This window comes from Acrocarpospora corrugata (assembly GCF_009687845.1).
GTDB lineage: Bacteria > Actinomycetota > Actinomycetes > Streptosporangiales > Streptosporangiaceae > Acrocarpospora > Acrocarpospora corrugata.
The window spans coordinates 36,188-62,223 of record NZ_BLAD01000044.1; the positions used below are offsets into that span (position 1 = coordinate 36,188).

The following is a 26,036-nucleotide window of genomic DNA, read 5'->3' on the forward strand; positions in this document are numbered from 1 at the left end:
CCCTTCTATGCCCGGTAGCGGCGCAAGTGTTCCCCGGTCAGCGACCCCTCGGCGGAGAGCAGCGCCTGCGGGGTTCCGGTGAAGATTACCTCGCCGCCGTTCTTGCCGCCGTCGGGGCCGAGGTCGACGATCCAGTCGGCCTGCCGGATGACGTCCAGGTTGTGTTCGATGACGATGACGGTGTTGCCGCGGTCGACCATGCGGTTCATCAGGGCGACCAGGGTGTCGACGTCGGACATGTGCAGTCCGGTGGTGGGCTCGTCGAGGATGTAGACGCTGCCGGTGCGGTGCAGCTGGGTGGCGAGTTTGATGCGCTGGCGCTCGCCGCCCGACAGCGTGCTGAGCGGCTGGCCGAGACTGAGGTAGTCGAGGCCGACATCGATGAGGGTGCGGAGCTTGGTGTTGAGCGCGCGTTCGGTGAAGAACCCGACGGCGTCCTCGGCCGACATTTCCAGGATGTCGGCGATCGACTTGCCGCGCAGGGTGTGGGCGAGCACGGACTCCTTGAAACGCCGGCCGTCGCACGTCTCGCAGTGTGTGGTGACCGGATCCATGTAGGCCAGCTCGGTGATGATCGCCCCGCGCCCCTGGCACTCCTCGCACGCGCCGGTGGAGTTGAAACTGAACAGCCCGGGAGCGACGCCGTTGGCCTTGGCGAACAGCTGCCGGATCGCGTCCATCAGCCCCAGGTAGGTCGCGGGCGTCGACCGCGAGGAGGCGGCGATCCCGGACTGGTCGACGAAGATCGACTCGGGGTGGGCGGCCAGGAAGACATCGGCGATGAGGCTGCTCTTGCCGGAGCCTGCCACCCCGGTCACCACGGTGAGCACGCCGGTGGGGATGCCGACCGAGACGTCCTTCAGATTGTGCAGCGTCGCGTTCTCGACGCGCAGCTCACCCTGCGCCGGCCGGAAGCCCTCCCGGATCGAGGCCGCGCGGCGCAGCCCCTGCCCGGTGACCGTGTCGGCCGCCAGCAGCGCCTGGAAGCCGCCGGTGAACACGATCTCGCCGCCGTGCACGCCCGCGCCCGGACCGACGTCCACCACGTGGTCGGCGATGGCGATCACGTCCGGGTCGTGCTCGACGACCAGCACGGTGTTGCCCTTGTCGCGCAGCGCCCGCAGCAGGGTGTTGAGGCGGCCGACGTCGCGCGGGTGCAGGCCGGTGCTGGGCTCGTCGAAGATGTAGGTCAGCCCGGTCAGGCTGCTGCCCAGGTGGCGGACCAGCTTCAGCCGCTGCCCCTCGCCGCCGGACAGGCTGGAGGTGGCCCGGTCCAGGCTCAGATAGCCGAGCCCGATGTCGGCGACCCGCTCCAGCGCCGTTCTGGCCGCGGCGGCGATCGGCGCGGCCACCGGGTCCCCGACCGCCGCCAGCACCTCGATCAGGTCGCTGACCTGCATCCGCGCCCAGTCGGCGATGGTCCTGCCGTCGATCAGCGTGGCCAGCGCCTTCGGGCTCAGCCGGTCGCCCCGACAGGCCGGGCAGACGCCCTCGGTCAGGAACGGCTCGATCGAGTCCCTGGTGCGGTCGCTGACCGCGCTCATGTCCCGTTTGACGGCCAGCCGGGTGAACCGGTCGTACAGCCCCTCGTAGTTGGCCTTGTACGTGCCGTTCTTCATGACCAGTTCGACCTTGCCACCGGACCCGTGCAGGAAGGTCTGCCACTCCTCCTCGCTGTACTTCTCCAGGGGCTTGTCCGGGTCGAGCTGGTCATACTTGCCGAACATCTGCCATTCCATGCTGCCGACCTTGTAGGCGGGCAGCAGGATGGCCCCCTCGTTGATCGACTTGGACCGGTCGAGCATGCGGTCCAGATCGGCCCGGACCGTGCGCCCCAGGCCATCGCATTCCGGGCACATGCCCTGCGGGTCGTTGAAGGAGTACAGGGAGACCAGGCCGTCGGTGGGGGAGCCGTGCCGGGCGAACAGGGCCCGGATCATCGGCAGGATGTCGGTCATCGTGCCCATGGTCGAGCGGGCGTTGCCGCCGACCGGCTTCTGGTCGACGATCACCGGCGTGGTCAGGTTCTCGATCGCGTCCGCGTGCGGCCGCTCGTATTTCGGCATCTGGTTGCGGATGAACCACGAGAACGTCGAGGTCAGCTGCCGCTGCGCCTCCACCGCCACCGTGTCGAACACGATGGAGGACTTCCCCGACCCCGACACTCCGGTGAACACCGTGATGTGGTTCTTCGGGATGCACAGGGACACGTCCTTCAGGTTGTGTTCCCGCGCGCCCACGATCCGGATGCAGTCCGCATGGCCGTCCGTGTCGCCCAGCTGGCCGGCGTGATGGTCAAGAGCGGTGCTCAAGGAGGTCTCCTCTGCCTTTAACGTCGGGCCCACACGCTAGCGCCAGCCACCGACAGTTTCCGGCGGTCAGCCCCGGCCGGCGATCAGCTTCTCGATCCCGTCCAGCACCCGGGCCAGCCCGAACTCGAAGGCGTGATCCGGGTTGTACGCCCCGCCGTGCGCCTCCCCGGCCGCGGTGCCGACCCGGGCGGCGATCGGGAACCGGGTGTGGTCGACCAGCGTGTTCAGCAGCGGCCCGTAGGTCTGCCACCACTGCTCGTCGGTCATGCCGGTCTCCTGCGGCGCGCGGGAGGCCTCCATCGCGCCGCGGGCCGCGCCGTGCACGTACCCGGACACCAGCGTGACGATGGAGTCCATCTCCAGGTCGGTCAGGCCGATGCCGTCGACGGCGGCCAGCTCGAACTCGTACTTGGCCATCGCGTTCGGGCCCAGCGGCGGCCGGCTGGTGGCGACCTGCAGGATCCACGGGTGGCGCTGGTAGAGCGCCCACTGCTGGCGCGCGATCGACTCCAGCCGGTCCCGCCAGCCGCCGGCGGGACCGGCGGTGTAGAGGTCGCCGAACACGGTGTCCAGCATGACGTCGATCAGTTCGGCCTTGCCCGGCACGTAGGTGTACAGCGACATGGTGCCGACGCCGAGCCGTTCGGCCACCCGCCGCATCGACAGCGCGGCCAGCCCGTCGGCGTCGCCGGCCTCGATGGCGGCCCGCACGATCAGGTCCACGCTCAGCTCGGGCCGGCCCTTCCTGGACGCCCTGGACGTGCTGCCCTTGCCGGGGGTGCGCCACAGCAGCGCCAGGCTGCGGGCCGGGTCGCCCTGGCCGCTGTATTCGGTCGTCATGGTGCCGGTCAGCCTACCCGTACGCTTGACCGTATGCCGTACGGTACGGTGTACGACATGATTAGCGTGAGCGGTCTGGGCAAACGCTTCGGCGACGCCCCGGCCCTGCACTCCCTCGACCTGGACATCCCGCAAGGCCAGGTGCACGGCCTGCTCGGCCCCAACGGCGCCGGCAAAACCACCCTGGTCCGCGTCCTGACCACCCTGCTGCGCCCCGACACCGGCCAGGCCCGCGTCGCCGGCTTCGACGTGGTACGGCAAGCCGCCGACGTGCGCCGCCACATCGGCCTGGTCGGCCAGCACGCCGCCGTCGACGAACTCCTCACCGGCCGCCAGAACCTCGACATGTTCGCCCGCCTCTCCCACCTGGCCCCGCGCCTGGCCGCCGCCCGCGCCGGCGACCTGCTGACCCGCTTCGGCCTGGACGGCACCGCAGGCAAAGCCGTCAAGGACTACTCCGGCGGCATGCGCCGCCGCCTGGACCTGGCCGCCGGCCTGATCCTCTCCCCGCCGGTGCTGTTCCTGGACGAGCCGACCACCGGCCTGGACCCGCGCAGCCGCGACCAGGTCTGGTCGGCCATCCGCGACCTGGCCGGGCAGGGCGCCACCGTCCTGCTCACCACCCAGTACCTGGAGGAGGCCGACCGGCTCGCCGACCGGGTCTCGATCATCGACGCCGGCCGCCTGGTCGCGGCCGGCACCCCCGCCGAACTCAAGGCCACCATCGGCGGCGACCGGATCGAGGTGGTCACCGCCTCGGCAGACGACCTGCCCGCGGTGGCCGCGCTGCTCGGCCCGTACGCGCACGTCGAACCGGACGCCCGCCGGGTCAGCGCGCCCGCCCCCGACCGGGTGGCGGCGCTGACCCGGGCCGTGCGCGGCCTGCAGGAGGCCGCCATCGCGGCCGAGGACATCGGCGTGCGCCGCCCCACCCTGGACGAGGTATTCCTGCGACTGACGGAGGCGGCCCGATGAGATGGGCGATCGCAGACGGCTGGACGATCACCCGCCGCGACCTGACGCACTGGGCCAACCAGCCCGCCCAGATCCTCGCCGGGCTGCTGTTCCCGGTCCTGATCGTGCTCATGTTCGGCTACCTGTTCGGCGGCGGCATGACCGTCCCTGGCGGCGGCGGCTACCGCGAGTTCCTGATGCCGGGCATGTTCGCGCTGACCATGGTCTTCGGCATCGAGACGACCTTCGCCGCGGTCAGCGCCGACGCCGCGCGCGGGGTGACCGACCGGTTCCGGTCGCTGCCGATGGCCTCCTCGGCCGTGGTGACCGGCCGGGCCGCCGCCGACCTGCTCAACTCGGCGCTCGGCCTGGCCGTGCTGGTCGGCGTCGGCCTGGCCGTCGGCTGGCGGGCCGAGGCCGGGCCCGGCCGGGCGGCGCTGGCGATCGGGCTGTTGCTGCTGCTGCGGTTCGCGCTGCTGTGGCTGGGCATCTGGCTCGGCCTGGTCGTCGGCAGCCCCGACGCGCTGGTGGCGGTGCAGATCCTGGTGTGGCCGGTCGGGTTCCTGTCCAGCGCGCTGGTCTCGCCCGCGACCATGCCCGGCTGGCTGGGCGCGATCGCCGAATGGAACCCGCTGTCGGCCACCGCGGCCGCGGCCAGGGAACTGTTCGGCAACCCCGGCTGGGGCGGCGACTCCTGGGCGGCCCAGCACGCGATCACGCTGGCCGTGGCCTGGCCGGCGCTGATCGTGGCGGTGTTCTTTCCGCTCTCGATCCGGGCTTTCCGGCGGCTGGGCGGCTGACCCGCCGATAGCGTGTCGGGACACGGCGCGAGAGGGGATTCCCAGCGTGGCACGAAACCCCGATCGGGTCGCCCTGGTGCGCGGCGCGACCGTCTTCGAACCGGCCGACCCGCCCCGGGCCGGCCAGATCGCCTTCCACCCGGCGCCCGGCCTGGACGGCCCGGTGGTGCGGATGCCGGTCGCGGAGGCGATGCCGCTGCTCAGCCTGGCCCGCCGCGAACCCGGCGCGCATCCCTCGGCCGCGTTCTGGGGGTCGGCCGTGGTGGTGGCGCTGCAACTGGTGGCCCGCGGCCGGATCCTGCCCGCCGCGGGCGAGTCCTGGCGGGCCGGACCGCTGACCGGCCTGGACGTCGAACGCGTCGAGGAACTGGCCGCCGGCCTCGCCGATCCGGACGCCGACGGCCTGGTCCGGGCGTTCCTGGACGCGGTCGCCGACGGCATGCCGCGCACCGCCGCCGCCATGCACGCCGCCCGCCCCGGCGCCGGCCCCGCCATTACCGGTAACGGCTCCGGCCTCGGCGAGGGGATCGGCGCGCCGATCGCGCCCGCCGCCCGGTCGCTGACCGTCCGCGCCGTCATCGGCACCGGCGACCCGCCCGGCGACCCGCGCACCCTGTTCTCCGGCGGCGGCCTGCTCCGCTTCGACTGGCAGCTGGCCCTGGGCGGCGACCCCCTCACCGAAGCCGAGATGGACCTGCTGGCCGAATCCCACCGACCGCTGGTCCGCCTGCGCGACCAGTGGGTCCTGCTGGACGCCGCCGCCACCGCCCGGCTCCGCAACCGCACCCTCAAATCCCTCACCCCGATCGCCGCGCTCGCGCTGGCCCTGGCCGGCACCGCCGACATCGACGGCGAACAGGTCGAAATCGCCGCCACTCCCTGGCTGGAGACCCTGCGCCGCCGCCTCACCGAACCCCAGGCCGCGGAACCGATCGGCGCGCCGCCCGGCCTGACCGCGACCCTGCGCGACTACCAGCTGCGCGGCCTGCGCTGGCTGGCCGCCCTCACCGCGCTCGGGCTCGGCGGCTGCCTGGCCGACGACATGGGCCTGGGCAAGACCGTCACCCTCATCGCCCTGCACCTGCACCGGGGCGGCGGCCCCACGCTGGTGGTCTGCCCGGCCTCGCTGCTGGGCAACTGGGAGCGCGAGATCCGCAGGTTCGCCCCCGGCGCCGCGGTGCGCCGCCACCACGGCCCCGCCCGTACCCTGGCCGGGGTGAGCGGCGGGTTCGTGCTCACCACCTACGGGACGATGCGCCTGGACGCGGCCGAGCTCGCCGGGACCGGCTGGGATCTGGTCGTCGCCGACGAGGCCCAGCACGTCAAGAACCCCCGCTCCGGCACCGCCCGCGCGCTGCGCACCATCCCGGCCGCGGCGCGGGTCGCCCTGACCGGCACCCCCGTCGAGAACACCCTCACCGACCTGTGGGCGATCCTGGACTGGACCACCCCCGGCCTGCTCGGCACCGTCGGCGGCTTCCGGGCCCGCTGGGTCCGCCCGATCGAGTCCGACAAGGACCCCGTCGTGGCCGACCGGCTGGCCGCGCTGGTGCGGCCGTTCCTGCTGCGCCGCCGCAAATCCGACCCCGGCATCGTCCCCGAACTGCCGCCCAAGACCGAGACCGACCAGCCGGCGCCCCTCACCCGCGAGCAGGCCGCCCTCTACGCCGCCGTGGTCCGCGAAACCCTGGCCAAGATCGCCGAAGCGGACGGCATGGCCAGGCGCGGCCTGGTGGTGAAACTCCTGACCGGCCTCAAACAGATCTGCAACCACCCCGCCCAGTACCTGAAGGAGCCGCACGGCCGCCTCACCGGCCGCTCCGGCAAACTCGAACTCCTGGACGAACTGCTGGACACGATCGTGGCCGAGGACGGCGCCGCCCTGGTCTTCACCCAGTACGTCACCATGGCCCGCCTGCTGGAACGCCACCTCGCCGCCCGCGGCCTGCCCACCCAGCTGCTGCACGGCGGCACCCCGGTCGCGCGGCGCGAGGAACTCGTCCGCCGCTTCCAGGACGGCGAGGTCCCGGTGTTCCTGCTCTCCCTCAAAGCCGCCGGGACCGGCCTGAACCTCACCCGCGCCGACCACGTCGTGCATTTCGACCGCTGGTGGAACCCGGCCGTGGAGGAGCAGGCCACCGACCGGGCACACCGGATCGGGCAGACCCGCCCCGTCCAGGTGCACCGCCTCATCGCCGAAGGCACCGTCGAGGACCGCATCGCCGACCTGCTGGCCGGCAAACGCGCCCTGGCCGAGGCGGTGCTCTCCGCCGGGGAGGCGGCCCTGAGCGAATTACCTCTCGACGAGCTGACCCGCCTGGTGGAACTACGCTGAAGATATGGCGCGAGAATTCGAGGTGCGCGAGGAGATCGCCCTGGACGCCACACCCGGCCAGGTGTGGGCGGCCATCGCCACCGGCCCCGGAATCGACTCCTGGTTCATGGGCCGCAACGAGGTCGAACCCCGCGAGGGCGGCGCCGGACGGCAGACCATCCTCGGCTTCACCGACGAATCCACCGTCACCGCGTGGGAACCCGGCCTCCGCTTCGGCCTCCGCTCCGAGCACGCCGACGGCACGTTCATGGCCTTCGAATACCTGCTGGAGGGCCGCTCGGGCGGCACCACGGTGCTGCGGCTGGCGCACAGCGGCATCCTGGGCGGGGACTGGGAGTCGGAGTACGCGGCGCTGAGCGTCGGCGACGGCATGTATCTGCGCAAACTCGCCGCCTACCTGCGCTGTTTCCCGGGCCGCACCTCCGTCTACGACATCTTCGCCGCCGGTCCCGTGATCGACTCGCGCGACGCCGCGTGGGCGCGCTTCTCGGCCGCGTTCGGCGTCAACGGCCCGGTCACGCCCGGCCGCCCAGTCCTGCTGTCGGTGGCCGGCCTGCCCGCCGAGCCCGGCTCGGTGCTGTTCGCCGCGCACGGCTTCTTCGGCGTGGTCACCGCCTCCTCCATGTACGCGCTGATCCACGGCCACCGCAACGTGATCGTCGCCCAGCAGCACTGCTTCACCGGCGTACCGGCCGAGAGCGACGCGCGGGCCGCGTGGGCGGCCTGGCTCGGGTAGCTCCAACCACGACCCGGCCTCGCGGGGGCGGCGCCCGGCCAGTTCCACTTCCGCGAGCGGCCCGATCCGTTCACGGCCCCGCGCGGACGGGGGGTTTCCCGCGCGGGGCCGTGCGTAGCTGCCCGGCCGTCGGACGGCCGCCATACCCGCAAGGGGGATTGCCTGATATGGGGTGGGGTCCGCGGGCGCAGCGTTTCCCTTCCGGCCGGGCAGCCGGCTCTGGGGTCAGGTCGCGTAGACCGGGTAGCCGTAGCCGACGACTTCGGCGGTGGGGCGGGTGCGGATCTCGACCTTGCCGCCGCCGGTGTTGCCCTCGACGGTCTTGATGGTGCCGTCGCCGTTGTCCTTGATGACGAAGCCGACGTGGTCGATGTTGTGGAGGTCCTTGCCGCCGTTCCAGCCGAAGAAGACGACCGCGCCCGGGGTTGGCTGGGTGCCCCAGCGCTTGTTGCTCTTGAACCAGTCGGCGTGCGAGACGGTGTAGGCGTCCCAGCCCATGGTGGGGCGGATGCCGAGCCGGTCGCCGACCCAGGACACGAACATGTCGCACCAGGCGGCGTTGCCGTACTCGCGGACCGTGGCGCCGCCGTCGCGGGCCAGGGTCTCCTTGGCGCGCGGGGTGTTCATGTACCAGTGGTGGTACGGGGTGCCGCCGCCGCGGTGGTTCTCGCTGACGCCGACCTGGCTCTCGGCCAGCTTCAGCACCTGGTCGGCGCGGACCTTGGGCAGCCGCTGCGCGATCTTGAGCAGCGGGCTGGCGTCCGGGTGGAAGTCGGCGGGCGCGCCCGCCGCGGAGGTGACGCCTTCCGGGTGGGCTTCGGCGCGGGCGATGCCGGCCGCCGCCGTGCTTCCGGTGAGCGCGGCGCCGGCGATGAGGGTGGTGACCAGGGCGACGCGCACGTGAGAATTGGGGGCTCGCATGTGGGGTCTTGCTCCCTTGCTTCCATGCCGCCTACCGGGTTAGCTGACGGATTCGGGCGTGGAAGTCGCCCTACGGCCTGCGGTGACAGGCCGATTCACCCCGTGAGGACTGGGAGTTGGTGCTTTCGTGTCGGGAGAGAGATCCCGGTCCTCGGTGGTTCCCCGGCTCCGCGTGAGCGGACTCGACGGTCGGGCCGTCCCAGGGGCGGGACGGCGTTCGATTTGTGATGGGGCACGCTTGACTTGTTTGACGTCCAGGTGCCCCGGACTCCATCGAAGGTAGACGAATCACCCAAAAGGGTCAAATACCGACAAGTGATGACATGTTGGCGGTCATAGGATTCGGGGGTTGTCATCGCTCTCGCGTGGTGGCCGCGGCGGCGAAGGCCCGGATGACGGGATGCGGGAGTTCTTCGGACAATTCCGGCTGAAACAGGGTGATCAGGAAGAACGGATGATCATTGATTTCGGCCACCCGGATCTCGCCTTGATCGTCGTGGCCGGTAAAGCGCAGACCATGCTCTTCCAGGGTGGCCCGATGGCCCGGATTGATCCCGTACGAGCAGTTGTACCGGACCGTCGCCGGCCCTTCCCCCATGATCGACGCCACCCGCGAACCCGGCGCCAGATGAACCCGCCCCTCCTGCCCCGCCAGCGAGCAGGCCAGCGCCTGAATGACCACCTCCGCCGCGTCCGGCGCCGTCTCCGCATGCCGCGCGACCAGCCCGCACACCCCCTGCGCGAACTCCATCACCGCGTGCTGGAACCCCCCGCACGTCCCCAGCAGCGGCACCCGCGCCGTCCGCGCCCACCGCGCCGCCGCCAGCGCCCCTTCCTCACTCCGGTACGGACTCCCCGGCAGCATCCACACCCCGTCGAACCCATCCAGCTCACGCGCCTCGGGAGTGGGCACCCAGTGCGCGTCGAGCGTGACACCGTCCTTGTCGCGAAGCGCGTCCAGAATCGCGGGAATACGGGTATGCGCCAGAACATCCGGCGATCGATCGCCGACCAGGGCGATCCGTGCGGTCTGAGAAGTCATGCGGGGAATTCTGTCCCGCCAGGCGGGTGGCGGGACAGCGATTTTCAACCGCGCCGACTAGCCTTCGCTCACTTGGCCTGGAGCACCTGAAGGATCGTCTGCAGCATCTTGTTGGCCTCGACCTGGCCATCCTCAACCCGTTTGAGGCGGCCGGTAAGGCTGTCGAACTGCTCGCCATGCTCCTTCAGCGTATGTTCGATGCGGTCGAACCGCTGGTCGTGTTCCTTGAGCGTATGTTCGATGCGGTCGAACCGCTGGTCGTGTGCCGAGAGCCTGCTGTCGACCTTGTCGAGTTTGCGCGTATGCGTGGCCAGAACGGCGTGAACCTTGCCGAACTCGATCATTATGTCTTTGCGGAACGCGTTCAGCTGCGCGTGTACCTCGTTCGGCGTGGCATGTGCGGCTGCGGCGCTCTTCTGCGCGTCTTCGGCGATGGCGCGGGTCTGCGCCGCCTCCCTCGGCAGCTGCTTCTCATGCAATTTCCGTACCTCCACTTCGAGGGTGGTCACGCGGTCTTCGAGGGTGAGCACATCGGCCTCCTTGGTAGGGGATTTCGGCGTTCCCAAACCTAAGGTCGTCGCGCTGCGGGTTCGACCAAACACAAACGGTCATCGCCACCCATCGGGGTCCACACCTCCAGGAATCGGGGCAGACGAATCGTAGGGTTCGCGGGTGAAGATGAAAGTGTTGAGGGAAATATGCACACCCCCGGGATGAGATTCCACCCGCAGAGTCTCACCGGCGTAGTACCCGTCCAGGCCGAGCCAGGTCCCGTCGGCCTGCGGGACGAACCGGGAGGCGCGGCCGAGGCCGCCGAGCGGGGTGAGGGACAGCCCGCGCCCGGGGAGTAACCGCAGCGCGTAGGCGGCCGGCCCCCAGTACCAAGGGCCGGTCAGAGCCAGCAGATCCTCGTCGGCGGGCGCGGGAACCCACTCGGCGGGGAGCGGCGGCTCGTGCTCGTCCAGGATGTCCAGCAGGTCGTGGGTCAGCCGCCCCCGGATCCCCGAGGTGGTGTTGCCCATGAACAGCACGCCGACCCCGTCGGCCGGGTCGGTCCACACCGTGGCCAGGAAGCCGGGCATGGATCCGGTGTGCCCGGCCAGCATGCGGCCGCCGTGGCGGGCCAGCTGCAGGCCCAGGCCGTAGCCGCGCTCCCACGACGGGCCGTCCTCGACCGCGGCCGGTTCGCGCATCTCCGCCAGCGTCGCCGCCCGCAGAACGCCGCTCCCGTCGCCGGCCAGGAAGCCAGCCCAGCGGGCCAGGTCGGCGGCGCCGCTCCACAGCTGCCCGGCCGGGGCCATCGCCCCCGCGTCGTGCTCCGGTTCGGGCAGCAGCACGTCCGCCCACGGATGCACGGCGAACCCGCGCGCGCACGGCGGCTCGGCCCGCTCGGTCACCGCGCCCATCCCCAGCGGCTCCAGGATCTCCTCGCGGACCGCCCGCGCCCACCCGACCCCGCGCTTGCGGGCCACCAGCTCGCCCAGCAGCCCGTACCCGAGATTGGAGTAGTGAAATCGCCGCCCCGGGCGGTGCCGCGCGATCTCGGGGCCGAGGTCGCCGAGCAGGCCGGCGGCGGGCGCGCCGGGGGTGCGCTCCCACCAGGAGCCGGGCGGTTCGGCGGTGAGGCCGCCGGTGTGGGACAGCAGCTGGGCGATGGTCAGGTCACCGACCGGCGTGCCGGGCAGATGTTTGTCCAGCGGGTCGAGCATGTCCAGCTCGCCCTCCTCGCGCAGCCGCATCACCAGCACCGCCACCATGCTCTTGGTGATCGACCCCAGCCGGTACCGGGTCAGCGCGGTCGGGGCGGCCTCGCCGACCCGGCCGCGCGCCCCGAACCACACCGTCTCGCCGCCCCGCACCAGGGCCGCGACCAGCGAGGGAACCCGGGCCTCCGCCTGCTCGGCGGCCAGCCGGCCGAGCAGGGCGCGGGCCGTGCTTTGGAGAACCATGGGCGACAGGCTAGTCCTCCGCGACCGGGATCAGGTCGGGGCCCACGATGTGTCCCTGGTGGGGTTCGGGCGCGGCCTGGTCGTGCAGGAAATGACCGGCGTACCAGACGACCAGGTTGGCGCCGTCGATGTTCTCCCCGTCCAGGAACTTGTTGAGGTGGGTCTTGCTGTCGGAGGGGCGGCCCATGTGGCCGCCGTCGTGCAGTTCGGTGGCGCGGTGGCGCAGGAACCAGGCGTCGGCGACCCCGTAGGCGTCGGCGCTGGCGTCGTGGTCGCCGGGCCAGATCTGGTAACCGCGTCTGGTCCGCTTGTCCACCACCTGCCAGCCCTTGATGGAGCCGCGCCGCCGGCGCGAGGTCTCCCGGACGATCGGGACGCTGTCCAGGATGATGCCGCCGCCGTCCTGCAGCTGCTGCACGCTGTCGGCGCCGGCGCCGTCCAGGTCGAAGTCGAGCCGCCAGTAGGCGTGGTGCTGGTGGCGGTTGCAGGTCATCGGGTCCTTGGTGCCGGCGAACCCGAACCGGGGCCGGATGGTGCCGTCGTCGGCCAGCCGCCAGTCCGACACGTACCGGTACCAGCCGGCCTGTAACTCGCTGACGATGCGTAACTCCTCGCCGTCGTGGTGGAGGGCGACGCCCTGGAAGTTGCCGCGGTCGTCCTCGGGGCGTTCCAGGATGGTCTGCGGCGGCGAGGTGCACAGCCGCCAGCCCCAGCCGGCCGGGTCGCTGCCGGTGGCCTTGAAGACGGTCTCCTCGTTGGCCCAGTCGCGGAAGTTGGTCTCGCCGTCGCCGTACAGGACGTTCAGGACCGGCATGTGCGCCTGCCGCAGCACCAGTTTGCCGCGGTAGCGGACGTTGAGGAGTTCGACGCCGGCGCCGTCGGGGGCGGGCTGGGAGGCGCGCGGCCGGACCACCACCAGGTCCCACAGTTCGACGCCGTCGCGGACGACCTTGACGCGGACCTGGTCGGGGCCGCCCTGGTCGGTCAGCGACCCGATCCCCTCCGGCAGGTGCTTCTCGCAGTCGTCGTCGGTGTGGGCGGCCACCTCGTGCGGGCGCCAGTCGACCTCGTGGGCGGCCAGGTCGACGGCGACGATCTGGTGACGCGGCCCGCCCGCCGGGTTGTAGACGCCCAGGGTGGGCCGCCGGACCTGGGTGCCGTCGGGGCGTTCCAGGTCGGCCAGGGGCGGCATCGGCTGGTAGATCACCACGTCCTCGCCCGCCGGGAAGCGCGGGTCGCCGCGCAGGATCTCCGCCGCGGCGGCCAGTTCGCCCGGCTGGGGGCGGGGGCGGACGGCGCTGGGCCGCACCTCGACCTCCTCCAGCCGGTCCAGAGTGCCGCGGATCTCCACGGCGCGGTTGCCGTGCGGGTCGAAGACGTGCGCCCGGAACGCCGCGCCCGGCCCCGGGTCGTGGCCGAGCGCGGCCGCGTCGTGCACGATCAGGTCCTCCACCTGGTCCAAATGCCCCCGCACCTCGGCGTTGCCCTGCGCGAGCTCCCGCACCCGCCCGGCCGTCAGGCCCGGCCGCCGGACCTTCTCGATGGCCACTTTCACACTCATGATCGACTCCCCGTCGGTTGGTGCCTCCGTCGTACACCCCCGCGGCCCGCCGCCGCCAGCGATCACGAAGAAACCGCTACGCTCGTGCGCACCGTGCGAAGGGAGAATCGGTGGAGGGTGCCAGCCTCGACGCGGTGCTGGAGCGGATCACCTACGCCAACGAGGAGACCGGCTACACCATCGCGCGGGTCGCCACCGAGCGTTCCGGGGCCGAGCTGCTGACCGTGGTCGGGCCGCTGCTCGGCGCGCAGCCGGGGGAGTCACTGCGCCTGACCGGCCGCTGGACCTCCCACCCGCGCTACGGCAAGCAATTCGAGGTGTGGTCCTACACCACCGTGCTGCCCGCCACCGTCCAGGGCATCCAGCGCTACCTCGGCTCCGGCCTGATCAAGGGCATCGGCCCCAAGATGGCCGAGCGCATCGTCGGCCACTTCGGCGCCGACACCCTGCGCGTCATCGAGGAGGAGCCGGGCCGCCTGGTCGAGGTGCCGGGCCTGGGCCCCAAACGCACCAAGATGATCGGCGCCGCCTGGGAGGAACAGAAGATCATCAAAGAGGTGATGATCTTCCTGCAGGGCGTCGGCGTCTCCACCTCCATCGCCGTCCGCATCTTCAAGCAGTACGGCGACCAGTCCATCGACGTGGTCCGCGCCGAGCCGTACCGGCTGGCCGACGAGGTGTGGGGGATCGGCTTCAAGACCGCCGACACCATCGCCCAGGCCGTCGGCATCCCGCACGACAGCCCGCAGCGCGTCAAAGCCGGCCTGCGCTACACCCTGTCCCAGGCCGCCGACGACGGCCACTGCTTCCTGCCCGCCCCCAACCTCGCCGCCGACGCCGTCAAAATCCTCGACGTCCCCGCCGACCTGGTCACCACCTGCCTGGAAGAGCTCGCCGCCGCCGAAGGCGTCATCCGCGAGGACGTCCCCGCCGGCGACGCCACCGTCCCCGCCGTCTACCTGGTGCCCTTCCACCGCGCCGAGCAGTCCCTCACCGCCACCCTGCGCGGCCTGCTCACCACCTCCGGCGACCGCCTCCGCGCCTTCGCCGACGTCGACTGGCCCACCGCCCTGACCTGGCTCAAAACCCGCACCGGCGCCGCCCTGGCCGCCGAGCAGGACCAGGCGGTACGGCTGGCGCTCACCGAGAAGGTCGCCGTCCTGACCGGCGGCCCCGGCTGCGGCAAAAGCTTCACCGTCCGCTCCATCGTCGAACTGGCCCGCGCCAAACGCGCCAAGGTCATCCTGGCCGCCCCCACCGGCCGCGCCGCCAAACGCCTGGCCGAACTGACCGGCCACGAGGCCACCACCGTGCACCGGCTGCTCCAGCTGCGCCCCGGCGGCGAGGCCACCTTCGACCGCGACAACCCCCTGGACGCCGACCTGGTCGTCGTCGACGAGGCCTCCATGCTGGACCTGCTGCTGGCCAACAAACTCGCCAAGGCCGTCGCCCCCGGCGCGCACCTGCTGTTCGTCGGCGACGTCGACCAGCTCCCCTCGGTCGGCGCCGGCGAGGTCCTGCGCGACCTGCTGGCCGCGCCCGGCATCCCCCGGGTCCGGCTCACCCAGATCTTCCGCCAGGCCCAGGAGTCCGGCGTCGTGGTCAACGCCCACCGCGTCAACAACGGCCAGTCCCCACTGGTCCGCGACTTCTCCGACTTCTTCCTGTTCGCCTGCGAGGAACCCGAGGAGATCGCCGCCCTCACCGTCGACGTGGCCGCCCGCCGCATCCCCGCCAAATTCGGCCTGGACCCGCGCCGCGACGTCCAGGTGCTGGCCCCCATGCACCGCGGCGCGGCCGGCGCCGGCGCCCTCAACCTGGCCCTGCAGGACGCCCTCACCCCGGCCCGCGACGGCCTGCCGGAACGCCGCTACGGCGGGCGCGTCTTCCGGATCGGCGACAAGGTCACCCAGCTGCGCAACAACTACGACAAGGGCGCGGCCGGGGTCTTCAACGGCACCGTCGGCGTCGTCACCGGCATCACCCCCGAGGAGAACCGGCTCACCGTGCTCACCGACGAGGACGAGAGCGTCGACTACTCCTTCGACGAACTCGACGAACTCGCGCACGCCTACGCCGTCTCCATCCACCGCTCCCAAGGCAGCGAATACCCGGCCGTGGTCATCCCGCTGGCCACCAGCGCCTGGATGATGCTGCAGCGCAACCTGCTCTACACCGCCATCACCCGGGCCAAACGCCTGGTCGTCATCGTCGGCTCCCGGCGCGCGCTCGGCCAGGCCGTACGGACCCGGGGCGCGGGCCGCCGCCACACCGGGCTCACCCACCGCCTGGATCTGTGAGCTCCACCCCCAGCAGCTCACGCAGCGCCGCCACCCCCACCGGAGTGATCTTCAACGCGCGGCCGCCGCCGATCGGCCTCACCCAGCCGCGCTCCAGGCTGTGGCGGCACAGCGCCGCCCCCGCCGTCCCCGCCAGATGGTGGCGGCGCTCGGTCCAGTCCAGGCACGGCCGGGCCAGCGGGCGCCGCGCCGCCGGCAGCACGCCGACCAGGCCGGTGAGCCAGTCCCGGCCCGCGTCGGTGAAGGCGAACCCGGGCGCGTGCACCAGCAGCCCGCGCGCGGTCAGCGCGTCGGCGATCGCCACCCCCAGCCGCCCGGCCAGATGGTCGTAGCAGGTACGGGCGTGCGTCATGGCCCGCGCCGCCGACACCGCGCGCAGCCCTGCCGGGCTCGGCGGCGGCGCGTCCGCGCTCAGGTCCTCGATCAGCTGGGCGATCCGCGGCCCGGCCAGCCGCACGTACCGGTGCCGGCCCTGCCGTTCCTCGGCCAGCACGCCGCCGGCCACCAGCCGCGACAGGTGCTCACTCGCCGTGGAGGGCGCCACCCCGGCGTGCCGGGCCAGCTCCCCGGCCGTCCAGGCCCGCCCGTCCAGCAGCGCCAGGCAGAACGCCGCCCTGGTGTCGTCGGCGAGCAGCCGCGCCAGCCGGGCCAGCGGCCTGACCTGCGGGTGCTCGTCCGGGTTCGGGCTCATACCCCCATCATGCGCGGCCATCGGTTCGGTACGGACCGAAATGTCGGCCCGCCTTGGGTAAACCGGGAATCAAATCGGCGGGCGCGGACTTTACTCTCTAGGCCCCCGCTTTGACCCGGTTTCGCTACCAAAATGTGAGCTAACTCTCCAGAAAGATGCGGACACCTGCGGCTGGCCCTAATAGTGTCTTTGGGTGGACTTTGCCACCGTGGGGAGAGGTTGTGCTGAACAGCTACAGGCACCGTAACCGGCCGGCCGCCGTAATCGCCATGATCGCCGTGACGATGTCGGTGCTGCTTTCCGCATGCAGCAGCGGATCCGGCGGCGGCGGCCTGCTCGGCGGAGGCAGCACCCAGGCGCCCGAGAAACCGGCGATCCCCGCCCCCGCCATCTCGATCAGCCCCGCCGAGGGCACCAGCCGGGTCAGGCCCGACAAGAACGTCGTGGTCACCGCAGAAGGCGGCGCCCTGGACGAGGTCATGGTCGAAGCACTCGGCGAACCCGTCGAAGGCGAATACGACGCCGCCCGCACCAAGTGGACCTCCAAGAAGCCGCTCAAGCCCGCCACCACCTACACGGTGTCGGCCAAGGCCACCGGCGAAGGCGGCCCCACCACCGCGACCAGCGAGTTCACCACCCTCAAACCCAAAGTCGAACTGGCCGTCGCCGACGTGACCCCCGGCATCAAGGGCGAAACCGTCGGCGTCGGCATGCCGATCATGGTCACCTTCAACCAGGCCGTCACCAACAAGGCCGCCGTCGAGGCCGCGCTCACGATCGAGGCCGAGAAGCCCTCCGAGGGCTCCTGGCGGTGGATCAGCGACCGCCTGGTCATCTACCGGCCCGCCAAATACTGGCCCGCCCACCAGAAGGTCGTCTTCACCGCCGACCTCACCGGCATCCCCGGCGGCGGCGGCATGTACGGCGTCAAGGCCTTCACCCAGACCATCAAGATCGGCGCCCGCCTGGTCAGCACCGTCAACACCAAGACCCACATGATGGTCGTCAAGAAGGACGGCAAAGTCGTCCAGACCATGCGGATCAGCGCCGGCAAGGCCACCACCCGCGAGTTCACCACCACCAGCGGCGTGCACCTGACCATGTCCAAGCACAACCCCGAGACCATGATCTCGCCCGGCAAGAAGGAAGGCGATCCCGGCTACTACAAGGAGATCGTCAACCACGCCGTCCGCATCTCCAACAGCGGCGAGTACGTGCACTCCGCCCCGTGGTCGGTCGGCTCCCAGGGCCGCGCCAACGTCAGCCACGGCTGCGTCAACGCCAGCCCCGCCCAGGCCAAATGGTTCTACGACAACTTCCACCGCGGCGACGTGGTGACCATCGTGGGCACCGACCGGGAACTGGAGTGGAACAACGGCTGGGGCTTCTGGCAGATGCCGTACAAGCAGTGGAAGCGCGGCAGCGCCCTGGAGGCCTAAGGCCCTAGTGCACGCCCATCTGCATCAGCACGAACATCCCGACGAATTTGACCAGCACCAGACCGATCACGACCAGGAAGACGATGAGGGCGGGCTTGTGCTCGAAATGCTTGCCCTCCTTCAGCGGCGGGCGCTTGGCGACCCGGTCGGCGATGCGCTCTTCGATGGGCTTACGGTTGAACATGCTTCAACCGTACAGGGCGGGATGTAAGAGCCCTTCGCAAACCCCCGCTCATACCAGCGACAGCTGGCGGGCGGGGGAACGGCGGCGCTTCCAGCGGCGGGCCTGACGGCCGATCCCGTACACCTCCGCCAGCTCGCGCACCTGGGCGGCGATCCCGGCCCGGTACTCCGGCGGCGCGGCAGGCGACTTGCCGTACAGGGCGGCGTAGCGGGGGACCAGGCCCGGATGCTCACGCTCCAGCCACACCATGAACCACTCCCGCGCCCCCGCCGGCAGCCGCAGCACCACCGGGGTGATCGCCACCGCGCCCGCCTCGGCCGCCCGCCGGACCGTGGCCCGCAGATGATCGGCCGAATCGGTGATCAGCGGCAGGATCGGCGCCATCAGCACCTCACACGGCACCCCCGCCTCGTTGAGGGCCGCGCACACCTCCAGCCGCCGCTGCGCCCCGGCCGCGCCCGGCTCCACCCCGCGCCGGATCTTCTCATCCACGAACCCGACCGACACCGCCGCCCGCACCTGGGTGAGCTTGCCCGCCTCGCGTAACTCCGGCACATCCCGCAGGATGAGCGGGCTCTTGGTCAGCACCGTGAACGGATTGCCCGCCTCGCCCAGCACCCGGATGATCTGCGGCATCAGCCGGTAGGTCTCCTCGGCCCCCTGATAGCAGTCCCCGGTCAGCCCCAGCGCGACCGCCTCACCCGCCCAGCGCGGCCCGGCCAGCTCCCGCCGCAGCCGATCGGCCAGATTCGTCTTCACCACGATCCGCGAATCGAAGTCACCGCCCGCGTCCAGCCCCAGATAACGGTGCCCGCGCCGCGCCGCGCAATACCGGCACCCGGCCGTGCACCCCCGATACGGGCTGGCCGCCCACGCGTAAGGCAGCTCCGCGGCCGCCGGCACCCGCTCCAGCGCGACCCGCGCCGCCACCTCGTAACAGGTGATGCCGTCCAACTCCCGGGTGACCGCCTGCCGCTCGATCCGCGGCCGCTGCGGGCCCCCGTCGTCGAGCAGGGGGAGTGCGTCCCAAGGCATAGAGATCAGTAGAACACGCATTCGACCCCCTCCGCCACCCGTTCCGCCCCACCGGCCCGGCCGCAAAACCGGTGGAACGGGATGGAACCAGATGGAACGCCCCTAAACCCGGAGGCCGATCTTCGAAGGGACACCAACCCCCATGACGTTCCGCAAAATCGCCGCCGGGCTGTGCGCCACAGCCATGCTCCTGCTCGCCGTGCCCGCCACGGCCACCGCGTCCGGCCCCCGGGTCGACCTGCTGATCCACTACTACACCATCGGCGCCCCGAACTGGGGCACCACCTACACCGTCACCTGCGACCCCGACGGCGGCACCGGCGAAACCGACCTGTACATGGACATCTGGCGGGTCTGCGACGACTTCCGCCAAGCCGGCGGCGACCTCGACAAGCTCAACAGCTGGGGACTCGGCATCAAATGCGCGTCCACCCCGACCGGCACCATCCACACCCGGATCACCGGCACCTCCTACGGCCAGACCGTCGACCGCGACCAGTGGTGGCCGGACTGGACCTGCCTGCGCCGCAACTACGGCTACATGTTCATCTACTGACCACCCCGGCCCGGGACCCACATCCCGGGCCTCCTCACCGCCGGGGCGCGAACGGGTGATCGCGAGAGGCGGCCACCGCCTCGCCGGATGCCAGCCGCCGACCAGCTCCGCCGCCATCCGGCGCAACTCGGCCGCCCCGGCCCCGGCGGGCCGCCCGCCCGGCCAGCCGTCCACCGTCCAGGCCAGATATCCGGGCACGACGGTCAGGCCAGACCCCGCGCCCGGGGTGCGGCGGCGGCAGGTGGCCACCGACATCGACCTTCGAGGTCACCTCCCAGCAGGCCGCCCTGAGCTGAGCCCCGGGCTATCGTGATCCCGTGGCGGACGACACGGCGCGGCGGGGGATGCGGGAAGTGGCGCGCGTGGCCGGAGTGTCGGTCAGCACCGTCGCCAACGTCCTCAACCACCCCGCGCTGGTCACCGAGACCACCCGCCGCCGGGTCCGGGACGCCATGGCCGCCGTCGGATACGTCCGGTCCGGACCGGCCCGCCAGCTGCGCGGGGTGCCCAGCCGGGTCGTCGGCGTCGTCTCCCTGGACCTGGCCAACCCCTTCTACGCCGAGGTCAACCGCGGCATTGAGGACCGCCTCGCCGAAGCCGGCTGCGTCGCCCTGACCTGCAGCACCGATGTGCGCCCCGACAAGGAGAGCTGGGCGCTGGACATGCTGGAGGAGCAGGGCGTGCGCGGGATCCTCATCTCGCCGGTCGGCACGCGGCGCCTGCGCCGGCTCAGCACGCGCGGCACGCCGGTGGTCCTGCTCGACCATCCGCCCGGGGACCTGGACCTGTGCGCGGTCATGGTCGACGACGTGGCGGGCGGGCGGATGACGGGGGAGCACCTGATCTCGCTCGGGCACCGGCGGATGGCGTTCCTGCGCGGCCGGGTCGACGTCGCCCCCGTCGACCGGCGGCGGGACGGGCTCCGCCAGGCGCTGCGCGAGGCCGGAGCCGATCCCGCCGACCTGCTGGACGTCGTCCTCGGGCCGCCCACCGTGATGGAGGCCGCCGACGCCGCCGTACCGGGCCTGCTGGAGCGGCCCGACCCGCCGACCGCGATCATCTGCCTCAACGACCTGGCCGCCCTCGGCGTCATCCACGGCCTGACCCGCCTCGGCGTCCGCGTCCCCGCCGACGTCTCCGTGATCGGCTACGACGACCTCCAGTTCGCCGCCCGCCTCACCCCGGCCCTCACCACCGTCGCCCGCCCCAAATACGAGCTCGGCCGGGCCGCCGCCGACCTCCTGCTGGCCGAGGAGGAGCCCGGCCACCGGCACCGGACCCTCACCTTCCCGCCCGCCCTGCGCGTCCGCGCCTCCACCGGCCCGCTGTAACTTTCAACCCCCGTACCGCCCGCGAGCAGGGCGTACCCACCGCCCGCCCGCCACGGTTGCCGGGCCCGCGAATTGTGACGTCACAATCGGACATCCCCGTCCAACCAACCCCGGGAGCGACCACATGCTCATCCGACGGGCGTTACCCAGCGGCGCGTTGTTCGCCGCCCTGCTCGCCCTGGCCGCCGCGCTCCTGCCGGCCGCCCCCGCCTCGGCCGCCGTCGCCTGCGGGGTCGGCTACACCGTCACCAACCAGTGGCCCGGCGGATTCGGCGCCGCCGTCACCCTCACCAACCTCGGCGACCCCGTCGCCGGCTGGCGCCTCACCTGGACCTTCGCGACCGGGCAGAGCATCACCCAGATGTGGAACGCCACCCCCACGCAGAGCGGGACGGCGGTCACGGCGGCGAGCCTGCCGTACAACGCGAACCCGGCCACCGGCGCCGCCGCCACCTTCGGCTTCAACGGCGGCTGGACCACCGCCAACCCCGTCCCGGCGAGCTTCGCCATGAACGGCGTCACCTGCACCGGATCCGCCCCGACCAGCTCACCCACCCCGACCCGCTCGCCGACACCCACACCGACGCCGGGAGGGTGCACGGTGCAGCCCGTCAACCCCACCCCGCAGGCCCGCCGCCTGCTCTGCTACCTCTACAGCCAGTACGGCAACCACATCCTGTCCGGCCAGCAGGAATCCACCTGGATCGGCGGCCCCGACTACGAGAACACCTCCTTCCGGGAACGCCTCGACGGCGCCGCCGCCCTGCAGCAACTCAAGAACGCCGGCGCGGCCGTCATCTGGCGGCCCTTCCACGAAGCCGGCGGCGCCTGGTTCTGGTGGAGCAAGGAAGGCGGCGCCCAGTACAACCGCCTCTGGCGGTACATGTACGACTACTTCACCAACACCAAGGGCCTCAACAACCTCATCTGGCTGCACGGCTACAACGGCTCACCCCAGAGCGCCTTCTACCCCGGCAAGCAGTACGTCGACATCGGCGGCGCCGACACCTACGCCGGAGACGGCAACTACGACCCCCAGAAAGCCATGTACGACGCCACCCGCGCCATCGTCGGCACCACCGTCCCGATCGCCCTGCACGAGAACGGCCCGATCCCCGACCCCGACCGCCTCCAGTCCACCGGCGCCCGCTGGGTCCTGTTCGGCACCTGGCACGGCAACCACCTGACCGTCAGCAACTCCGCCGACCACCTCCGCAAGGTGTACGGCCACAGCTACGTCGTCACCCGCGACGAACTCCCCAACCTCCGCTGACCCCCGCCACCGGGTGCGCCGTCCTGGCGCACCCGGCACTCACCCACGGTCCGCTAAACTGGAACAAGCGTACCGTTTTGAGGAGTTTTCATGGCGTGGATCCTGCTGGCCTGCGCGATCGTCACCGAAGTCACGGCGACCACCGCGCTCAAACTCAGCGACGGCTTCGCCCACAAGGGCTGGAGCGTCCTGGTCGTCATCGGCTATGTCGCCTCCTTCATCCTGCTGTCGCGGGCACTCAAACTCCAGATGCCCGTCGGCGTCGCCTACGCCGTCTGGGCCGGCATCGGCACCGCCGCCGTCGCCGGCATCGGCACCCTGTTCCTCGGCGAATCCATGAACCTCGCCAAAGCCGGCGGAATCGTCCTCATCATCGGCGGCGTCGTCCTGCTCAACCTCGCCGGATCCCATTGACCGGCCCCAAAACCCCCCAGAAACGCGCCCAGGCCCGCCGCAACGCCATCCTCGACGCCGCCGTCACCCTCCTGGAAGAAGGCGGCTTCCCCGCCGTCACCCACCGCGCCGTCGCCGCCCGGGCCGGACTCCCGCTCGCCGCCACCACCTACTACTTCGCCTCCCGCGACGACCTCGTCGCGCACGCCTTCACCCGCCTGGTCGGCCACGAACTCGCCGCCCTCCACGCCATCCTCGACGCCCCCGGCCCCCTCCCGGACCGCCTCACGGCCATCCTCACCCAGGACCGCGCCCGCCAGCTGGGCCTCTGGGAGCTGTACGTCCACGCCGGCCGCGACCCCGCCCTGCAAGCCATCGCCCGTACCTGGACCGACGGCTGCGACGCCGCCCTCACCACCGCCCTGCACCGCGACGGCCACCCGCACGCCCCCGCCGACGTCCGCTTCCTGGCCACCCTGCTCAACGGCCTGTGGATCGAAACCACCGTCGAAGCCCGCCCCATCACCGCCGCCCGCGCCACCCTCACCCGGGCCCTGCACGCCCTCACGCTAAAGTCCCCTCCGTGATCCTCCACCTCGCCCTCGCCTCCGACTGGGCCCACGCCCAGACCAGCGGCCACTACCGCGTCTCCACCCTCGGCCGCACCCTCGACCAGGAAGGCTTCATCCACGCCTCCACCGACCTCCCCCAAGCCGAAGCCGTCGCCGCCCGCTACTACACCGCCGTAACCGAACCCCTACTCCTCCTCCACATCCGCGAAGACCTCCTCAACTGCCCCGTCAAACACGAAACCCCTCCCGGCAGCGACGAAATCTTCCCCCACATCTACGGCCCGATCCCCGTCTCGGCCGTCACCGCCGTCACACCCTTCCGCGCGTGAACGACGCCGCCGGATCGACGAACCCGACTTCAAACGCCCAGGGTTTCCTGTTCCGGCCATAGATCCGGCGAATCATGGGACTGCCGGGTCGACGTTGTCCGCGCCCTCGCCTCAGGTATCTCCTCGAAGCCGCCACAGCGACCCAATAGCTCTTAGGGCAGCGGTTCCGGTAGGACGCCGGCGATGACGGCGGTCACCATCTTGCCGACGGCGTCGGCCTCCGGTGGGGTGCCCGTGCGGTCGGCGAACAGGAGGTGGCCGGCGCCGATCAGGGTGGGGGCGAGGGTGTCGATGTCGGCGTTCGCCGTGAGGCGGCCCAGGTTCCGTTCGGCGGTGAGGTAGGAGGCGATCATGGTGACGGCTTCGGTGAGGACCGGGACGCCGGCCGGCCAGGTCCGGCGCAGCCGGGAACGCAGTTCGTCGCGGAAGGTGACCAGGGCCACGATCGCGACGGCGACCGACCCGAACAGGGCCGTGAGGGCGGTGGCGAGGTTGCCGGTGACGGTGCCGGTTCCGGCGGCCCGGCCCAGCGCGGCGGCCTGGGCGTCCATCCGGTCGACGCGGTCGAGGACGAACTCGGCGAGGAAGTGGTCGAAGTCGTCGAAGTGGCGGTGCAGGACGCCCTTCGCGCAGCCCGCCTCCGTGGTGACCGCCCGGCTGGTCAGCGCGCTCGGGCCCTCGCGCAGCAGGACGCGGTCGGCGGCGTCGAACAACTGCTCGCGTACGTCGCGGAGCACCACCCCTGTCGGCACTGTGCGGCCTCCCTTCACCCGTTGAGGAATGGGCAGTTGCCCACTATGGTGGGCGGATGCCCACTATATCGAAGGCGGGGGAGCCCCACCGCGAGCCTCACCAAGCCCGGCAGATGGCCGAGTCATTCGGCACCGACGCCGAACGCTACGACCGGACCCGGCCCCGCTACCCCGACGCCATGGTGGACCGGATCCTCGCCGCCAGCCCCGGCTCCGACATCCTGGACGTCGGCTGCGGAACCGGCATCGCCGCCCGCCAGTTCCAAGCGGCCGGCTGCAGCGTGCTCGGCGTCGACGCCGACGCGCGAATGGCCGAATTCGCCCGCCGCCGCGGACTCGAAGCCGAGGTCGCCACGTTCGAAACCTGGGACCCCGCCGGCCGGGCATTCGACGCGATCATCGCCGGGCAGACCTGGCACTGGGTGCACCCGGTCACCGGAGCCGCCAAAGCGGCCGAAGCGCTACGGCCGGGCGGCCGCCTGGCCGTGTTCTGGAACGTCGGCCAGCCGCCGCCCGACCTCGCCGAAGCCTTCGCCGCGGTCTACCGCCGAGTGCTGCCCGACTCACCGATCTTCCACCGGGCGATGCAGGGCCTGAACCCCTACTCGGCGCTGCTCACCAAAGCCGCCGACGGGATCCGGGAAGCGGGCGCGTTCGACGAGCCGCAACAGTGGCGATTCGACTGGGAGCAGCCCTACACACAAAAGGCGTGGCTGGACCAAGTCCCCACGTCCGGCGGCCACAACCAGTTCCCGCCGGGCAAGCTGGAAGAGCTGCTGGCAGGCATCGGAGCCGCGATCGACATGTCAGGGGGCAGCTTCACGATGCGCTACGCCACGGTGGCCGTCACCGCGACACGAACCGGCGCTTTACGAACCGGCGCCATCTGACCCGGCTGCCCGTCGCCCGATAGGCAAGCACCTGTGGGGAACTACTCTGGGCAGGCCACACCTTGAGGACTGATCCGAGGGCTCATCGGGGGATCCGATCGCCCGGCTCGCCCTCGATCGACCCGGACGGCTTTCGCGAACCCACCCGGGCGTCCTCCAGGTCGGCGCGGTCACCGGCGGCGCGGCCGTCCTCCCAGCCCGACCAGTCCCGTAACCGGCGGCGCCCGGCACGGCGGACCCGGGGAAACAGCTCCTCGTAGACGCGGCTCACCTCGGCCCGGCGATCGACCAGGACCAGTTCCGCCGACCGGCCGCCCGAAGGACTGTCCGCCGCCGCCCGGCGTTCCGCCTCACCCAGCCGCTCGCACACCCGATGCACGAAACCCGCCATCCAGCTCTTGCGGAAACTCACCGTCGCGCCCCCCTCGGGCGCCCGTACACGCAGAACACCCGAACCCATCTGCAGGCACAGCGACGTGAACAGAAGCTCCACCACCGCCAGGTCGGAACCGAACCCCACCACCCGGACCACCGACTCACGGCCAGAACGCCAGTAGATCGCACGGCACCGCAACGCCGACGCCACCCCGGCCAGCAGAGCACGCCGATCCGCCTGGTACGGATTACCCACCGTAACCGTCAAATCGCTCACCTCGTCGGCCACCAGACCGGCGTTCGCGAGCATCGCCTGCTCGATCCCGTACGCGGCCATCACCGCATACGCCTTCTCCAGATACACCGCCGCCTCGGTCGGATCAGTGCCCGGATGCTCGGCCACCGCAAGCAGCTTCCGCACCAACTCCAGCTTCCGCTCCGGAATCTCCGCCACGCCGCGCACCTC

At 71.5% G+C, this 26,036-nt stretch carries 26 protein-coding genes and 1 riboswitch; of the genes, 14 read left to right on the forward strand and 12 right to left on the reverse strand.

The genetic code is table 11. From position 1 onward, the window contains the following. Window positions 1-5: 5 nt before the first annotated feature. Both Acor_RS11705 and Acor_RS11710 read right to left on the reverse strand, forming a co-directional pair. Window positions 6-2,312, reverse strand: coding sequence for an ATP-binding cassette domain-containing protein (locus Acor_RS11705; protein WP_246238591.1), 2,307 nt, complete (start codon window positions 2,310-2,312; stop codon window positions 6-8). Between the two features lie 66 nt (window positions 2,313-2,378). After that, entirely contained in the window at window positions 2,379-3,152 is a 774-nt protein-coding gene (locus tag Acor_RS11710; RefSeq protein ID WP_155336629.1) for a TetR/AcrR family transcriptional regulator, read from the reverse strand. A 57-nt stretch (window positions 3,153-3,209) separates the two neighbouring features. Here Acor_RS11710 and Acor_RS11715 point away from each other — a divergent pair, with 57 nt between their 5' ends. From Acor_RS11715 to Acor_RS43165, 4 genes are read left to right on the forward strand one after another with little or no spacing between them, the layout of a single operon-like run. Next, window positions 3,210-4,127: an ATP-binding cassette domain-containing protein gene (locus Acor_RS11715; RefSeq protein ID WP_218034234.1), complete on the forward strand. Its 918-nt coding sequence runs from the start codon at window positions 3,210-3,212 to the stop codon at window positions 4,125-4,127. After that, entirely contained in the window at window positions 4,124-4,906 is a 783-nt protein-coding gene (locus tag Acor_RS11720) for an ABC transporter permease (protein WP_155336631.1), read from the forward strand. The genes Acor_RS11715 and Acor_RS11720 overlap by 4 nt, the downstream gene beginning before the upstream one ends. 46 nt (window positions 4,907-4,952) lie before the next feature. Beyond that, complete coding sequence (locus tag Acor_RS11725; RefSeq protein WP_246238592.1) at window positions 4,953-7,241, forward strand: DEAD/DEAH box helicase; 2,289 nt, start codon at window positions 4,953-4,955, stop codon at window positions 7,239-7,241. Window positions 7,242-7,245: 4 nt separating this feature from the next. Then, window positions 7,246-7,977, forward strand: a complete 732-nt coding sequence (locus Acor_RS43165) for an SRPBCC family protein (protein WP_218034235.1) — start codon at window positions 7,246-7,248, stop codon at window positions 7,975-7,977. A 225-nt stretch (window positions 7,978-8,202) separates the two neighbouring features. On the opposite strand, the gene Acor_RS11735 is transcribed toward Acor_RS43165, so the two are convergent. The 5 genes from Acor_RS11735 to Acor_RS11755 form a co-directional block, all read right to left on the reverse strand. Continuing rightward, window positions 8,203-8,877 carry a CHAP domain-containing protein gene (locus Acor_RS11735; RefSeq protein ID WP_246238593.1) on the reverse strand — a complete coding sequence of 225 codons (675 nt, stop codon included), beginning with the start codon at window positions 8,875-8,877 and terminating at the stop codon, window positions 8,203-8,205. A gap of 35 nt (window positions 8,878-8,912) precedes the next feature. Next, window positions 8,913-9,096, reverse strand: a riboswitch (cyclic di-AMP (ydaO/yuaA leader). 154 nt (window positions 9,097-9,250) lie between these two features. Next, window positions 9,251-9,940: a CTP synthase C-terminal region-related (seleno)protein gene (locus Acor_RS11740; RefSeq protein ID WP_155336633.1), complete on the reverse strand. Its 690-nt coding sequence runs from the start codon at window positions 9,938-9,940 to the stop codon at window positions 9,251-9,253. Between the two features lie 68 nt (window positions 9,941-10,008). After that, on the reverse strand, window positions 10,009-10,470 hold the full coding sequence (locus Acor_RS11745) for a hypothetical protein (protein ID WP_155336634.1): 462 nt from the start codon (window positions 10,468-10,470) through the stop codon (window positions 10,009-10,011). A gap of 78 nt (window positions 10,471-10,548) precedes the next feature. Beyond that, window positions 10,549-11,889 carry a serine hydrolase domain-containing protein gene (locus Acor_RS11750; RefSeq protein WP_155336635.1) on the reverse strand — a complete coding sequence of 447 codons (1,341 nt, stop codon included), beginning with the start codon at window positions 11,887-11,889 and terminating at the stop codon, window positions 10,549-10,551. Window positions 11,890-11,899: 10 nt separating this feature from the next. Next, a complete protein-coding gene (locus tag Acor_RS11755; RefSeq protein ID WP_155336636.1) occupies window positions 11,900-13,450 on the reverse strand; it encodes a hypothetical protein in 1,551 nt (516 codons plus the stop codon). Between the two features lie 110 nt (window positions 13,451-13,560). On the opposite strand from Acor_RS11755, the gene recD2 reads away from it, so the two are divergent. Beyond that, window positions 13,561-15,750 carry an SF1B family DNA helicase RecD2 gene (gene recD2 / locus Acor_RS11760; protein WP_155336637.1) on the forward strand — a complete coding sequence of 730 codons (2,190 nt, stop codon included), beginning with the start codon at window positions 13,561-13,563 and terminating at the stop codon, window positions 15,748-15,750. Here recD2 and Acor_RS11765 read toward each other — a convergent pair. After that, window positions 15,728-16,441, reverse strand: coding sequence for an ArsR/SmtB family transcription factor (locus tag Acor_RS11765; RefSeq protein WP_155336638.1), 714 nt, complete (start codon window positions 16,439-16,441; stop codon window positions 15,728-15,730). The genes recD2 and Acor_RS11765 overlap by 23 nt on opposite strands. A 221-nt stretch (window positions 16,442-16,662) precedes the next feature. Between Acor_RS11765 and Acor_RS11770 the strand changes: the two genes are divergently transcribed. Continuing rightward, window positions 16,663-17,880: a L,D-transpeptidase gene (locus tag Acor_RS11770; RefSeq protein WP_246238594.1), complete on the forward strand. Its 1,218-nt coding sequence runs from the start codon at window positions 16,663-16,665 to the stop codon at window positions 17,878-17,880. 4 nt (window positions 17,881-17,884) lie between these two features. Here the strand turns inward: Acor_RS11770 and Acor_RS11775 are convergent, their stop codons facing one another. Next, window positions 17,885-18,064: a hypothetical protein gene (locus Acor_RS11775; protein WP_155336640.1), complete on the reverse strand. Its 180-nt coding sequence runs from the start codon at window positions 18,062-18,064 to the stop codon at window positions 17,885-17,887. A 48-nt stretch (window positions 18,065-18,112) separates the two neighbouring features. Continuing rightward, entirely contained in the window at window positions 18,113-19,120 is a 1,008-nt protein-coding gene (locus Acor_RS11780; RefSeq protein ID WP_246238595.1) for a radical SAM protein, read from the reverse strand. A 121-nt stretch (window positions 19,121-19,241) separates the two neighbouring features. Between Acor_RS11780 and Acor_RS11785 the strand changes: the two genes are divergently transcribed. The 7 genes from Acor_RS11785 to Acor_RS11815 all read left to right on the forward strand — a co-directional run bounded on the left by Acor_RS11785 (window position 19,242) and on the right by Acor_RS11815 (window position 23,553). Continuing rightward, window positions 19,242-19,655: a hypothetical protein gene (locus tag Acor_RS11785; protein ID WP_155336642.1), complete on the forward strand. Its 414-nt coding sequence runs from the start codon at window positions 19,242-19,244 to the stop codon at window positions 19,653-19,655. A gap of 55 nt (window positions 19,656-19,710) precedes the next feature. Continuing rightward, window positions 19,711-19,968 (forward strand): hypothetical protein, encoded by a 258-nt coding sequence (locus Acor_RS11790; protein WP_155336643.1) that lies wholly within the window; start codon window positions 19,711-19,713, stop codon window positions 19,966-19,968. Between the two features lie 4 nt (window positions 19,969-19,972). Further along, the gene (locus Acor_RS11795; protein ID WP_155336644.1) at window positions 19,973-20,986 is read left to right on the forward strand and encodes a LacI family DNA-binding transcriptional regulator; all 1,014 of its coding nucleotides are present in this window, start codon (window positions 19,973-19,975) and stop codon (window positions 20,984-20,986) included. Between the two features lie 124 nt (window positions 20,987-21,110). Next, on the forward strand, window positions 21,111-22,259 hold the full coding sequence (locus tag Acor_RS11800) for a glycosyl hydrolase (protein ID WP_155336645.1): 1,149 nt from the start codon (window positions 21,111-21,113) through the stop codon (window positions 22,257-22,259). 90 nt (window positions 22,260-22,349) lie between these two features. Continuing rightward, window positions 22,350-22,673: a DMT family transporter gene (locus Acor_RS44260; protein WP_155336646.1), complete on the forward strand. Its 324-nt coding sequence runs from the start codon at window positions 22,350-22,352 to the stop codon at window positions 22,671-22,673. Beyond that, complete coding sequence (locus Acor_RS44265; protein WP_155336647.1) at window positions 22,670-23,239, forward strand: TetR/AcrR family transcriptional regulator; 570 nt, start codon at window positions 22,670-22,672, stop codon at window positions 23,237-23,239. The genes Acor_RS44260 and Acor_RS44265 overlap by 4 nt, the downstream gene beginning before the upstream one ends. Next, on the forward strand, window positions 23,236-23,553 hold the full coding sequence (locus tag Acor_RS11815; RefSeq protein WP_155336648.1) for a DUF952 domain-containing protein: 318 nt from the start codon (window positions 23,236-23,238) through the stop codon (window positions 23,551-23,553). The genes Acor_RS44265 and Acor_RS11815 overlap by 4 nt, the downstream gene beginning before the upstream one ends. Window positions 23,554-23,705: 152 nt before the next feature. Here the strand turns inward: Acor_RS11815 and Acor_RS11820 are convergent, their stop codons facing one another. Continuing rightward, window positions 23,706-24,305: a TetR/AcrR family transcriptional regulator gene (locus tag Acor_RS11820; RefSeq protein ID WP_155336649.1), complete on the reverse strand. Its 600-nt coding sequence runs from the start codon at window positions 24,303-24,305 to the stop codon at window positions 23,706-23,708. 113 nt (window positions 24,306-24,418) lie between these two features. Here Acor_RS11820 and Acor_RS11825 point away from each other — a divergent pair, with 113 nt between their 5' ends. After that, window positions 24,419-25,195 (forward strand): class I SAM-dependent methyltransferase, encoded by a 777-nt coding sequence (locus tag Acor_RS11825; RefSeq protein ID WP_155336650.1) that lies wholly within the window; start codon window positions 24,419-24,421, stop codon window positions 25,193-25,195. An 82-nt stretch (window positions 25,196-25,277) separates the two neighbouring features. On the opposite strand, the gene Acor_RS11830 is transcribed toward Acor_RS11825, so the two are convergent. Next, on the reverse strand, window positions 25,278-26,024 hold the full coding sequence (locus Acor_RS11830; RefSeq protein ID WP_170316884.1) for a DUF2786 domain-containing protein: 747 nt from the start codon (window positions 26,022-26,024) through the stop codon (window positions 25,278-25,280). Window positions 26,025-26,036: the final 12 nt, after the last annotated feature.